The organism is Nonomuraea sp. NPDC049695 (genome assembly GCF_040674955.1).
Classification (GTDB): Bacteria; Actinomycetota; Actinomycetes; order Streptosporangiales; family Streptosporangiaceae; genus Nonomuraea; species Nonomuraea helvata.
Window position 1 is genome coordinate 75370 of record NZ_JBFANV010000025.1, and the last position, 12671, is coordinate 88040.

General features: G+C 70.3%; 10 protein-coding genes. 8 read left to right on the forward strand and 2 right to left on the reverse strand.

Annotated features, from left to right (window positions below):
- Positions 1–75: 75 nt before the first annotated feature.
- Positions 76–1059 (forward strand): DUF418 domain-containing protein, encoded by a 984-nt coding sequence (locus AB0J64_RS22640; RefSeq protein WP_364029788.1) that lies wholly within the window; start codon positions 76–78, stop codon positions 1057–1059.
- Between the two features lie 9 nt (positions 1060–1068).
- On the opposite strand, the gene AB0J64_RS22645 is transcribed toward AB0J64_RS22640, so the two are convergent.
- The gene (locus tag AB0J64_RS22645; protein WP_364029791.1) at positions 1069–2061 is read right to left on the reverse strand and encodes a LacI family DNA-binding transcriptional regulator; all 993 of its coding nucleotides are present in this window, start codon (positions 2059–2061) and stop codon (positions 1069–1071) included.
- 177 nt (positions 2062–2238) lie between these two features.
- On the opposite strand from AB0J64_RS22645, the gene AB0J64_RS22650 reads away from it, so the two are divergent.
- The 4 genes from AB0J64_RS22650 (at position 2239) to AB0J64_RS22665 (ending at position 6482) form a co-directional block, all read left to right on the forward strand.
- Positions 2239–3525 carry a serine hydrolase domain-containing protein gene (locus tag AB0J64_RS22650; protein WP_364029794.1) on the forward strand — a complete coding sequence of 429 codons (1287 nt, stop codon included), beginning with the start codon at positions 2239–2241 and terminating at the stop codon, positions 3523–3525.
- 129 nt (positions 3526–3654) lie between these two features.
- The gene (locus AB0J64_RS22655) at positions 3655–4047 is read left to right on the forward strand and encodes a hypothetical protein (RefSeq protein ID WP_364029797.1); all 393 of its coding nucleotides are present in this window, start codon (positions 3655–3657) and stop codon (positions 4045–4047) included.
- A 159-nt stretch (positions 4048–4206) separates the two neighbouring features.
- Entirely contained in the window at positions 4207–5499 is a 1293-nt protein-coding gene (locus AB0J64_RS22660; protein ID WP_364029800.1) for a vWA domain-containing protein, read from the forward strand.
- A gap of 32 nt (positions 5500–5531) precedes the next feature.
- Complete coding sequence (locus tag AB0J64_RS22665) at positions 5532–6482, forward strand: DUF6569 family protein (RefSeq protein WP_364029803.1); 951 nt, start codon at positions 5532–5534, stop codon at positions 6480–6482.
- 175 nt (positions 6483–6657) lie between these two features.
- On the opposite strand, the gene AB0J64_RS22670 is transcribed toward AB0J64_RS22665, so the two are convergent.
- Positions 6658–8148, reverse strand: a complete 1491-nt coding sequence (locus tag AB0J64_RS22670; protein WP_364029806.1) for an aromatic amino acid ammonia-lyase — start codon at positions 8146–8148, stop codon at positions 6658–6660.
- Positions 8149–8210: 62 nt separating this feature from the next.
- On the opposite strand from AB0J64_RS22670, the gene AB0J64_RS22675 reads away from it, so the two are divergent.
- The 3 genes from AB0J64_RS22675 to AB0J64_RS22685 all read left to right on the forward strand — a co-directional run bounded on the left by AB0J64_RS22675 (position 8211) and on the right by AB0J64_RS22685 (position 12536).
- On the forward strand, positions 8211–9764 hold the full coding sequence (locus AB0J64_RS22675; protein ID WP_364029809.1) for an NAD(P)-binding domain-containing protein: 1554 nt from the start codon (positions 8211–8213) through the stop codon (positions 9762–9764).
- On the forward strand, positions 9748–11229 hold the full coding sequence (locus tag AB0J64_RS22680) for a fatty acid--CoA ligase family protein (RefSeq protein ID WP_364029812.1): 1482 nt from the start codon (positions 9748–9750) through the stop codon (positions 11227–11229). The genes AB0J64_RS22675 and AB0J64_RS22680 overlap by 17 nt, the downstream gene beginning before the upstream one ends.
- A gap of 131 nt (positions 11230–11360) precedes the next feature.
- A complete protein-coding gene (locus AB0J64_RS22685) occupies positions 11361–12536 on the forward strand; it encodes an MFS transporter (protein ID WP_364029815.1) in 1176 nt (391 codons plus the stop codon).
- Positions 12537–12671 lie beyond the last annotated feature (135 nt).

Genomic DNA, 12671 nt, shown 5'->3' on the forward strand with positions numbered 1-12671 from the left:
CGGCCGAAAGTACTGTCCTGGTCCCTGCTTTCCGCCGATGTGGGGAGCCGGTCGCGGTCCGCAGGATGAGGCCCCATGTCATACGAAGTTCGTCAACGACGTTCGCGGATCGCGGCGCTGGACGTGATCCGCGGGTTCGCTTTGTGCGGGATCCTGCTGGCCAACGTCCAGCCGATCGCCAGCATGGGCGCGCCGCCCGTGTCAGGAGGGCAGGCGGGTGCCGCGGAGGCCTGGCTGGGCCTGTTCGTCGAGCAGCGCTTCTACGCGATCTTCTCCTTGCTGTTCGGCGTCGGGTTCTCCCTGCTGCTGGAGTCGGCCGCCGAGCGGACCGCCCGGCCTCGGCTGCTGCTGTCGCGCAGGCTGCTGGCACTGCTCGCGATGGGGCTGGCGCACCATTTCCTGCTCTGGGAAGGCGACATCCTGGCCATCTACGCCGTCGTCGGGCTGGTGGTGCTGCTGCCCTCGACCTGGCTGCCTCGTTGGGCGGTGGCCGGGCTCGCGTTCGTGCTCCTCGCCGTCGCGCTCGCCATAGTTCCCAGCCCGTTCACGATCGTGCCGGGGCTCTTCCTGCTGGGCTCGGCACTGACCCGGTACGGAGTGATCGACCGGATCGAGCGCTCCACCCGCGTTCCGGCGATGCTCGGCCTGGTCCTCGCCGTACTGGCGGTGCCCGTGGTGATGCTGCAGGTCGAAGAGGTGCGATTCAGCCTCACGCTGGCCGGGGCGGGCCTGCTGATCGCGGGCGTGTACATCTGCGGGATGCTCGTGCTGCTCAGGACGCCGCTCCGGCCGGTGCTGGAGTCGGTCTTCGCGCCGCTGGGACGGATGGCGCTGACCAACTACCTGAGCGCCAGCGTGCTCGTGCTGGTGGCCACCCGGCTGGTCGGCGGGGTGCCGCACGAGTGGTCCTCGGCCACGGTCCTGGTGATCGCGGGCGTCATCCTCCTCGTCCAGTGGGTGTGGTCCACGCTCTGGCTCAACCGCTACCTCCAGGGCCCGATGGAGTGGCTGTGGCGGTGGGTCACCTGGGCCCGCCGTCCGGCCCTGCGCGCGCGGTGACGGGTGCGCTCATTCCCGGGTGCGGGTGCTTCCGCGGACGATCAGCCGCCCTTCCAGCGCGAGCCGCTTACCCGTGCCCGCCTTCTCCAGCGCGAAGCGGATCGCCTCCACCCCCGCCTGCGCCAGCGGAAGCGCCACCGTGGTCAGTCGCGGCGTCACATCCGCGGCGAGCGGAATGTCGTCGATTCCCGTCACGGAAACGTCGTCGGGAACCGCCACACCGGCCGCGCGAAATCCTGACATCGCGCCGATGGCGAGCATGTCGTTGACCGCGAGAACCGCCTGCGCGCCGGCCATCCCCTCCTCGGCCAGCCGCCGCGCCGCGTCGAATCCGCCCTGGCGGCTGACCTCGCCATGAACGACCCGGATATCCCGCTCGGCAAGCCCCCCGGCCCGCAGTCCCGCCACGAAACCGGCGGTGCGAAGGGCCATGTTGCGCAATTCGCGGACGCCGCCGAATATCGTCACCCGCCGGTGCCCGGTTTCCGCGACGAAGGCGCCTGCCGAGCGCCCGGCGCCGTAATCGTCGAAGCCGATCGAATCGAAACTCAGGTCGGTCTCGCCGACGATGACGACCCGTCCGCCTTCGCGTTCGTACGAGTCGAGCTCCTTCAGCAGCCGCCCGTCGAACGCGTTCGCCATGAAACGGCTGGAGGTCAGCACGAGCGCGCGGGGACGCAGCGCGCGGAGCAGCCGCACGGTCTCGAGCTGCCGCTCGGAGGCCGCCATCGTGGACGAGACGGTGACGAAGGCGCCGGCCGTACGCGCTTCGCGTTCCATCGCGGCGACGACCATCGCCATGGACGGCGTGGTGAGGTCGTCGGCGACGAGCGCGATCGAGTCGCTCGCCCGGCGCATCGCCCTGGCCGAGGCGTCCACCGTGTAGCGCAGGGCCGCCGCCGCGGCCAGCACGCGCGCCTCGAACTCGGGCGCGACCTTCCGTGTGCTGCCGCCCAGAACCCTGGACGCGGTCGAGACCGAGACCCCGGCCGCCGCGGCCACGTCGTGCAGCGTGACCGTGGGCCGCGCCGCGTGGGGCATCCGACGTGTCCTTTCCTCGGGCGGAATCGGTAGTGAAGCGTACCTGGCGGCCGGTCCGCAACGGCATGACCCGTGTCATGAGGAGCCGATGACACTGCACACTGACGGCGCGTGCCCCGCTTGGTCGATGCTGCCTCCATGACATCTCGCCGATTCAGAACGCCGGTCGCGGGCCGCGCCGTGCGGCTGGCCGTCGCGACCGCGGCAGGCGTGTTACTCGCGGCAGGAACGCTGACCGCCCCCGCCTTCGCCGGGGCCGCAGCGGCCACCGGAACCGGGCCGGAGCTCCAGCGGTCCCTGGACGCCGTCCACGAGGCCGGCATGTTCGGCATCTACTCGGAGGTCCGCGACGGTGATCAGACGTGGCGGGGCGCGTCCGGCGTGGCCGATGTGGACACGCGCCGCCCCGTACGTCCCGACATGCTGCAGCGGGTGGGCAGCATCACCAAGACGTTCACCGCGGTGGCCATCCTCCAGCAGGTCGAACGCGGCACCGTCGAGCTGGACGCCCCGATCGGCCGCTACCTGCCCGACCTCGTCCCCGGCGAGCGCGGCCAGAAGATCACCGTGCGGATGCTCCTCAACCACACCAGCCACATCGCCGACTACATCGGCCCGGCGTTCCCCTCGCTGCTGCAGGGCTCGACCAAGAGCCTGGACGACAACCGCTTCCGCACGTTCGCCCCTGAGGAGCTGGTCAGGCTGGGCCTGGCCGCCACCCCGACCGGCGAGCCGGGGGCGGTGCCCGGCTCGTACTCGAACACCAACTACGTCCTCGCGGGCCTGCTCCTGAAGAAGGTGACGGGCACGGACGCCGAGCGGTACATCACCCGCAACGTCATCCGCAGGGCCGGCCTCCACCACACGTCCTTCCCGCGCACGCCGCTGATCCCGGGCCCGCACTCCAAGGCGTACGAGTCGTGGTTCGGCCTCATCGACCCGCCGCGCGACTACAGCGTCTACAACATGTCCTGGGCCAGCACGGCGGGGGCGATCGTGTCCACGATGGACGACCTCAACCGCTTCTACCGGGCGCTGCTGCGCGGCGAGCTCATCGGCGCCGCTCAGCTCGCCGAGATGCAGAAGACGGTGCCGGTGGTGGTGGGCGGGGGGTCGGTCGCGTACGGCCTCGGGCTCTACTCCCTCGACCTGCCCTGCGGCCGCTTCTGGGGGCACGACGGGGCCGTGTTCGGGATGGGCACGCAATCGCTGTCCACCGCGGACGGTGCCCGCCAGGTGTCGTTCGGGTTCAACCTCATGAAGTATCAGCGGATCGACGAGAACGGCCAGATCGTTCCGAGCCCCATCGACTACGCCCTGGCCGACCACGTGCTCGCGGCCCTGTGCGGCGACACCGCGGCCCAGGCCAAGGCGTCGCGACCGCTGTTCCTCCCGCTCCCCGCGGACACCGCCGTAGTCCGGTGATCGCCAGGCAGGTGTGTCGCCGATCACCTCCCCAGTGCGGATTTGTCCACAGATGATCGCTCCAGGTCTCCGTAATGTCCGTGCTGCCGGAGAAACAACCGGCAGCACGGACAACGGGGAGGAAACCCAATGCGTAAGGCTCTTGCGACCATCGCCCTGGCAGGCTCGATGGCCATCACCGGTGTCGCCATGACCCCCGCGGCTCAGGCCGCCACGCAGTCCCACTCGACTGTCAACTGGGGCAAGTTCTTCTCCAGCGACCACAAGGCGTACACGTTCGGCAAGACGTGGAAGAGCGGTGGCAAGGTCTTCACGAAGTGGTACGGCGTGGACAAGGTGGGCGGGAAGAAGGGCTGGGTGTGGTTCGAGTACTACCAGAACGGCGGCTGGCACAAGTTCAACCGCTCGTTCGACGGCAAGGTGGTCGGCGCCTGGCAGGGCCGGGGGATCAAGAAGATCTACACGTTCACCTGCTGGGCGGGCAAGTTCGACAACTGCGGCCGTAAGTACCGCATCTACTAAAGACTGACCGCTCGAGAGGCCCGGCGCCCACCGCGCGCCGGGCCTCTCACTCGGCGGGAAAAGCATTTGACACGCCCGCGCATTTTCTCCGGCAGCACGATAATGCGGCCGCGGAAAATGGGTGTCTTTCTGCGGGACGAAATTCCTAAACTCGTGATCGTGGACACCCCGACTCTTCTCCAGCATTTCCGGACGCACGACACCCCTTTGGTCCTGTCCAGGGGCAGCGATCTGGCATGGGACGACGCGGAGCTCCACCGGCGTGCCCAGCTGAGCGACCCCGAGGGATACGCGCTGCTCGCGCTGGTGCCCGGTGCGCTCCCCTGGCAGCGGGCCCGCGTGCTGCTGCGCACGCTGGCCGCCTCGCAGGACGGCCTCGACGAGGGCGTCCGCGCGACGCTGGCCAAGGTCACCAGGGCGCTCATGTTCGGCCTGCCGCCGGCGCACGCCGTGACCGTGCTCCTCGCGCTGCGGCGGATGCGCGTCAACCACAAGCACGCCACGCGGGCCATCGTCGCGTTCGTCCTGGAGCACCCGGACGCCGCCGCGCTCATCGAGGCACGCAGGACCGCGCTGGCCGACTGCTTCGAGCACGCGCTGGGCAAGGCGACCGCCCGCGCGTGCGCCCGGCTCGTCCGCGAGGGCGACACCGGCTCCGGCTACCTGCGCAGGAGCCTGCTGCGGTTCACCTCCGACCCGGCCGTGGCGATCGAGCGGGTACGCGCGCTCTACGCGCCCGGCACGTACGGCGCGGTGGCCCCGCACGAGCCGCCCGCGCCGCTCGACCCGGTCAGGGAGCACCCGCCGATCGTGACGCCGACCAACCGGGGCGACATCGCGGCCACGCTGGTGCACCTCTACCGCGGCGGGCCGGACGCCGAGCTGCGTCCCGCCCTGGCGGGATACGTGGCCGAGGCGACGCGCGGGCTGCCGCGCATGACCGGCCACGTGGCCATGGTGCTCGACACGTCGGGCTCCATGCGGGGGTACGGCGAGCGCGAGTGGGCGGTCATGTCCCAGGCCGCGGCGCTGCGGCTGGTCCTGGGCAAGATCTGCGACCGCCTGACGGTGGTCGAGAGCGGCACCGCGGAGTCGGTTCCCGAGGGGGCTACCGATCTGGCGAGCGGGCTGCTGGACGCCCTCGACACCCGCCCCGACCTGGTGGTGATCGTGACCGACGGCTACGAGAACGCCATGCCGGGCGACCTGGCCCGGGTCGCGGCCACGCTGCCCAGGGTGGGCGTCACGACGCCCGTGGTGCTCTGCCAGGCCACGTTCACCCGCGGCGACGACCTCACCCTGCGCGACCCCGCGCCGGACCTGCCGCGCCACCCGTTCTGGCACCAGGACGACTTCGCCGGGCTGCTGCCGTGGATGTTCGGCCACTGCCCGCCCGGCCGGGACTGGATCCGTACGGCCATGCTCGGCCGGCTGGAAGGAGCACGCACATGACCGGCCTCGAGCCGACTGGAAGGAGCACGCACATGACCGGCCTCGACACGCTCCTGCCCGCGCCGCTCGACCTCGACGGCTACCGCGCGGGCACGCCGCAGCGCGCCGGGGCGCTGACCATGGTGCCCCTCTGGGGTCCCGAGCGTCCCGGCATCGTGCCGCCCCGCTCCGGGCTGAAGCTCAAGCGGGTCGTCGGGTACGGCCAGGTCGAGCTGCACAACGGCGCCCGCGAGGGCGTGGCGATCGTGCCGCTGCACCTCGGCTACATCCAGGACGCCGCCCAGAACCACGCCCTGTGCTCCTCGGCGCTGCTGGGCGCCGGGCAGACCAGGCGGTTCGACGACGCCTGCTGCGTCCAGGCCGGCCAGGGCGGCTATCTCGAGGGCCGCGACCAGTGGTTCTTCGTGCTGCCCGTCGAGCTGCGGGCCAAGGCGCTGCGGCAGCGCGGGCGCCAGGACTACGCCAAGCTCTGGCCGGACATCTCCGAGCTCAACCGCGCGTACGGGCTGCCGTCCCGGGGCCACCTGGAGCAGATCCTGTCGCGCAAGCGGGCCACGCTGACCCAGTTCCAGAGCCGGCTGGAGCTGCTGCCGGGCCAGCTCGGGGCGCTGTTCTTCGTGGACGGCAGGTTCGCGGGGCTGGAGCTGGCGCCCGACCCGGCGTACTTCGCCGAGATGTGGATGGCGCTGGTCTGCTTCGCGTACGGCGTCGCCGCCTGGCACGCCGAGCCCGAGCGGACCCCGGCGGAGCCGTACGACGCGGGGAGCCTGGCGGAGCTGCGCGCCGAGCTGGCCCGCGACCGGGCGGCTCAGCGGGCCGAGGTGGCCTCCTGGCTGCCCGCGCCCGACGGTGACGTGCGCGTGGTCGAGGAGGAGCGCTACCTCGACCTGCGCCTGTCCACCGTGACGGGCGGCGGTCTGGCCGGTCAGGTGGTCAGCGAGCACGGCCGCCCGGTGTACGCGTCGCTCTTCGCCGACCGGTAAATCGGTTGCGACGCGAACAGGACACCGGTTGAATGATCAGTGCGGGAACTGCGCCGGGCGCGACGGATGAAACCCTCATGCCATGTAAGGGATGTCGTTGCGAAAACGATCTCAAGCATCCGTCGAGGCGCCGGCCACCTGTCCCGCACTGAGATCTTCTCAGCCCTTCCCCGCATCAGGGGAGAATCGCCGTGAGGAGCTCCGCGGCCTTGCGGACATCGGCGTCCAACGGGCGGTCGGGATCGACCGGAGGGATCGCCTCGACCAGTGCGTCCAGGAGCGCCGCACAGCCCGGGGCCGAGGGGCGGCGGGCGCCGACGTGCGCTGCTTGCCGCAGTCCCACCGCCAGCGAGCCGCAGAGCAGGCGCAGCAGGTCGGCCATGTCGTAGGCGCGAAGGGCGGCCTGGGTGCCGAACGGCACCACGTCCTGGTTGTGCAGGTTGGTCGGCAAGCTCTGCATACTGGCCGGCAGGGCGGCGCGGCGGATCTCGGCGACGAACGCGGTCGTGGCGAGCTGTACGCCCTGCATCCCGTGTTGGCGGCCGGGCCCGGCGGCGAGCATCGGCGGCAGGCCACCGTTGCGGACCGGGTCGACGAGGAGGTCGAGCTGCCGCTCGGCGAGGTTGCCGAGCTGAGCGGTGACCATCGCCAGGACATCGGAGGCGAACGCGGCCGGCTGCCCGAAGAAATTGCCGCCATGCACGACCAGGTCGTCATCGGGGAAGAACAACGGGTTGTCGCTGACGCTGGACAGATCGGCCTCGACGACACCGTCCACGTACCGCAGGGCGTCCTCGGCGGCGCCCAGCAGTTGCGGGGAGCAGCGGATGCTGTACGCCTCCTGCAGCGCACGCGTGCCGGACGGGCTGATCCCGGCGAGGGTCTTGCGCATGCCGGCGGCGACATCCGCTGCGCCGCGATGGCCGTACGCGTCCAGTAGGCGCGGATCGAGGAAGCCCGGATCGCAGCCGAGCAGATCGACCAGCAGACAGGTGAGCGCCTGCGTCGCGCGGTGGGAGGACCGGATGCTGTCCAGGGCCAGGGCGGTTGCGGCGGTGGTGAGAGAGGTGCCGTTGACGAGCGCGAGGGCGTCCCGGCCGTCGAGCGTCAACGGGGTCAGGCCGGCAGTGCGGAGCGCCTCGGCCGCGGGCATACGCCGGCCGTGGACATACGCCTGTCCCCGGCCACGCAGCGCCTGGGTGGCATAGGCGAGCGGGATCAGGTCTCCGCTCGCGCCGACCGAACCGTAGCGTGGGATCGCTGGGACGAAGGTCGTCGCCAACATCGCGGCGAGCCCGTCGACCACGTGTGCGGAGACCCCGGACACCCCCCGCGCGAGAGACCACATGCGCACGAGAATCGCCGCCCGGCTCACGTCATGGGGCAGATCCGGCCCCTGCCCGGCACCGAGGTGGGCCAGGGTGTTGTCGCACTGGTCCGTCTCCTCGTCCCGGCCGGGGAATCCCACCAGGGCGCCGAAGCCGGTGGTCGCCCCGTAGACCTGACGTTCCTCCTCCCGCAGCACGTGACGGAGGTGGTCACGGCCGCGCTCGACGCGGCTGCGGACGGCCGCGTCGACCACGACGGACACCGGCGTCGCGGCGCGGCGCAGGTCAACTGGGCGCAGCGGAACGCTGAGATCGATGGAGCCTTCGGCGGCGAGCATGCCCGGACCATAGGCAGACGATTCTCAGAATCTTCTGAGAATTCGTCCGTAGCTTCCAGATCATGGCGCATGACTACCTGATCATCGGGGCCGGACCGGCCGGGCTGCAGCTCGCCGCATCGCTGGAACGTAGCGGTCATGACTATGTCGTCCTGGAACGCGGAGCCGGGCCGGGCACCTTCTTCACCCGGTTCCCCCGGCACCGCCAACTGATCTCCATCAACAAGGTGCACACCGGGTACGAGGACCCGGAGCTGCGGTTGCGGATGGACTGGAACTCGTTGCTGAGCGACGATTCCGGGCCGGCGTTCACCCGCTACAGCGAGCGGTACTTCCCGCAGGCCGACGATCTCGTGCGCTACCTGGCGGACTACGCGGCGGCGACCGGCGTCCGGGTGCACTACGACACCGACGTCGTCCGGATCAGCCGGGACGACGACGGGTTCACCGCCACCGACCGTAGTGGACACTCATGGCGGGGCCGGCGACTGATCGTGGCCACCGGCGTGTCCCAGCTGTACGTCCCGCCGATCCCCGGCATCGAGACCGCAGAACGCTACGACACGTTCGAGACCGACCCGGCGTCCTTCGTCGACCAGGAGGTCCTGGTGATCGGCAAAGGCAATTCGGGATTCGAGACCGCAGAGTCCCTCATGGAGAAGGCCGCGGTCATCCACGTCGCCGGGCCGCACTCCGTCAGGATGGCCTGGCAGTCCCATTACGTCGGGCACTTACGTGCGGTGAACAACAACTTCCTCGACAGCTACCAGCTGAAATCCCAGAATTCGGTCCTCGACGGCACGGTGGAGAGCATCGAACGCCGTGACGACGGTCGCTACCGGGTGATGTTCCGCTACGCCCGGACCGTGGAAGCTCTGCGCGAACTGTTCTACGACCGGGTGATCGTGTGCACCGGTTTCCGGTTCGACGCCTCGGCGTTCGACGACAGTTGCCGGCCCGCGCTGGTCATCAACGACCGTTTCCCGGAGCAGACGCCGGCCTACGAGTCCGCCAACGTGCCCGATCTGTACTTCGCCGGCACGCTCACCCAGCAACGCGACTTCAAGAAGGGCACCAGCGGCTTCATCCACGGCTTCCGCTACGGGGTGCGCGCGCTCCACCGGATCCTGACCACCCGCTACCACGGCGAGACCTGGCCGGCCGAGAAGGTCGAGCCCGCCCCGGACGCGATCAGCGACGCGATCATCGCCCGGATCAACCGCTCCTCGGCGCTGTGGCAGCAGTTCGGCGTGCTCGGCGACGTGGTCACCGTGGACGGTGCCACCGCCCTGTACCTGGAGGAGGTTCCGGTGGCGTACGTCTCCGACGGCGGGCTGGGCCATGCCCGGCACACGTTCGTCGTCACTCTGGAGTACGGAAAGGATCACGACGCCGTTGATCCGTTCGACATCTCGGTTCCAAGGGTCGTCGAGAACGACGCCGCCCATGCTCACGACGCGAGCTACTTGCATCCGGTAGTGCGGTACTACCGCGATGGCGCGACAGCCGGCGTCCACCACCTCGCGGAGAACTTGTACAACCAGTGGGACCTGCCGGCGGTGCACCAGCAGCCGCTGGCCGTCTTCGTCAAGGAGTGCCTTGCCGACGCCGGCTGAACCGTACCCGCGGTCAGTTCTGGACCTTCTTGCAGCGGCCGGGAATCGCCCCGTCTTCGAGCACGGTGCCCGTACCGTCACCGGCGCGCAGATGCTCAGCCTGGTCCGGCGGATCGCGGCGGGCCTGCGGGGCGCGGCCATCGGGCCTGGGGACGGCGTCGCCATGATGCTCGGCGTCGACCCGGAAGCGTTCGCCGCGATGATCGCCGGCTACGTCGTGGGAGCCAGAGTCGTCGGTGTACGGCCAGGGATGTCCGACAGCCAGTTGCGCCATGTGCTCCACCAGGACATCGCCGCCGTCGTCACCGATGCGGCCACGCCGGGGCATGCGCCGCGCACGCTGACCGTTTCCGAACTGCTGGCCGCACCCGACGCGGGCGGCCCGCTGCACCTGTCCGGCCGGCCGCACGACGTCGCCCGGCTCGTCTACACCAGCGGCAGCACCGGCACGCCGAAGGCGTGCGCGCAGACCTACGCCGCCATGGACGCGGCCTGGACGGCCCGGCCCGCGGCGTGGCCGCCGGCGATCAGGGAACTGGCATCCCGGCTGCAGCGCTACCTCGTGTTCGGGTCGCTGAGCAGCCAGGTGATGATGGAGTACGGCGTCCTCACGCTCGCGGCGGGCGGCACCATGGTCGTCGCGGACCCGCCGACGTTCCCCGACGCGATCACCAGACTCCGAGCGTCCGCCAGCGTCATCACCGTGCCTCGCCTGTACAAACTCATCGCCGCCCAGCGCAGCGCCCCGGCTGACCTGAGCAGCCTCCGGGCGCTCATGGTGTCCGGGTCGCCGATGGAGGCGTCCCGGCTCCGCGAGGGACTCGACGTCCTCGGGCCGATCGTGTTCCAGGGCTACGGGCAGACCGAGACGGGCACGATCTCCATGGCCACGCCATCGGATGTCCCCCCGTCGGTCGGGTTCCCACCCGACGTCATCGATGTCGTGATCCGGGACCCGGACGGCAGGCAGGTCCCGGCCGGTGTCGACGGCGAACTGTACGTCCGCACACCCGCGCAGGCCATCGGCTACTGGGCCGACCCTACAGAGAGCGCGGACGTGTTCGTCGACGGATGGGTACGCACCCGGGACCTTGGCCACTTCGACGAGGAGGGGCGACTGTACCTGGTCGGGCGGACGCGGGACGTCATCATCGTCAACGCGAACCTCTACTACGCCGGTCCGATCGAGCGGGTCATGGCCGCTTCCCCTGATGTCACGGAGGCGTACGTGGTCGGCGCCCCGGACGAGGACACGGGCGAGGCGGTCCACGCGTTCGTGGTACCCGCGCCGGGCAGGGCCGTCGACCTTGGTTCGCTGCGGACACTGGTCAGTGAGCGGCTCGGTGCCGCGTGTGTGCCGGCGACCATCACCGTCATCGACGAGGCGCCGCTGACGCCGAACGGCAAATGCGACAAGCGCCTTCTGAGGGCCGCCATACCGCGAGCCCACAACGGCTCTCCGTGATGACCGTCCAGCCGCCATGGCCGGATTCTTTCGGATAGTGGCTCACCGGCCACTCGCGACGACTCCAGAGCGCTCGCAATAATTGCATGCGCCGCATAAAGGCGGATGCATTGCAATTGGAGGATCTGGACATGCCTATCGGGCTTCTCGCCCTGGCGCTGGGCGGTTTCGGCATCGGGCTCACCGAGTTCGGGATCATCGGCCTGCTGCCCCAGGTGGCGGCGGACTTCGGGGTCACCGAGCCGGTGGCCGGATATCTGGTCTCGGGTTACGCGCTGAGCGTGGCGGTCGGCGCCCTCGCGCTCACCGCGGCGATCGCCCGCTTCGACCGCAAGAAGGTGCTGCTCGCGCTGATGGTGCTGTTCATCGCGGGCAACCTGATCTCGGCGATCGCACCGGTCTACCCGGTGCTGATGATGGGCCGGATCGTCGCGGCGCTCTGCCACGGCGCGTTCTTCGGCGTCGGGTCCGTGGTCGCCGCCGACATGGTCGCGCCGAACCGGCGGGCCGGGGCCATCGCGTTGATGTTCGGCGGGCTGACCGCGGCCAACGTGCTCGGGGTTCCGCTGGGCACGCTGCTCGGCCAGCAGTTCGGCTGGCGCTCGACGTTCTGGGCGATCACGGTCATCGGCGTCGTCGCACTGGCCGGCATCCGGCTGCTGGTGCCGCCGACGCCGGCGCCCACCGAGGCGAGCCTGCGCGGCGAACTGGGCGCGTTCCGGCGGCCGCAGGTCTGGGTCTCCGCCGCGGTCACCGTGCTGGCCTTCGGCGGCATGTTCGGCGCGTTCACCTACATCGCGTTCACGCTCACCGAGGTCAGCGGGTTCGCCGCCACCACGGTGCCCTGGCTGCTGGTGCTGTTCGGGGCGGGCACGTTCGCGGGCAACTTCGCCGGCGGCAAGCTCGCGGACCGCGCGCTGAACACCTCGCTGGCCGCGATCCTGGCGCTGCTCACCGTGGTGCTCGCGGTGTTCGCGCTGACCGCGCGGAGCCAGGCCATGACGGTCGTCTCGCTGGCGCTGATGGGCGCCGTCGGGCTGGCCACCGCGCCGGGGCTGCAGCTGCGGATCATGAGGTACGCCCAGGACGCGCCCACGATGGCCTCCGGCGCCAACATCGCGGCCTTCAACCTCGGCAACGCGCTCGGCGCCTGGCTGGGCGGGCTCGCCCTCGGCGCCGGATTCGGCTTCGTCTCACCGTTGTGGGTCGGCGCCGGGATCACCGCCGCCGGACTCGCCGTCCTGCTGGCCGGCTCGGTAAGGCTACCCCGCCGCCACAAAACCCTAATTTCCTACCAGTTGGATTGACTTTAGGGTGCGGGCGATCTACGTTTGTGGCGTGACAACCACGGCTCTGACCATCCGGGGCCACGTGGACTTCTGCCGCGTGGCCAGCGCGCTGTGTCCCTCCTTCCGACCGCAGGCCAACCCTCTTACGGAAGG

Bases quoted from the DNA above. Each gene is read 5' to 3' on its own strand.
- AB0J64_RS22665 (WP_364029803.1), top strand. From the start codon at position 5,532: ATGACCGGCCTCGACACGCTCCTGCCCGCGCCGCTCGACCTCGACGGC.
- AB0J64_RS22675 (WP_364029809.1), top strand. From the start codon at position 8,211: ATGGCGCATGACTACCTGATCATCGGGGCCGGACCGGCCGGGCTGCAG.
- AB0J64_RS22640 (WP_364029788.1), top strand. From the start codon at position 76: ATGTCATACGAAGTTCGTCAACGACGTTCGCGGATCGCGGCGCTGGAC.
- AB0J64_RS22670 (WP_364029806.1), bottom strand. From the start codon at position 8,148: ATGCTCGCCGCCGAAGGCTCCATCGATCTCAGCGTTCCGCTGCGCCCA.
- AB0J64_RS22685 (WP_364029815.1), top strand. From the start codon at position 11,361: ATGCCTATCGGGCTTCTCGCCCTGGCGCTGGGCGGTTTCGGCATCGGG.
- AB0J64_RS22655 (WP_364029797.1), top strand. From the start codon at position 3,655: ATGCGTAAGGCTCTTGCGACCATCGCCCTGGCAGGCTCGATGGCCATC.
- AB0J64_RS22650 (WP_364029794.1), top strand. From the start codon at position 2,239: ATGACATCTCGCCGATTCAGAACGCCGGTCGCGGGCCGCGCCGTGCGG.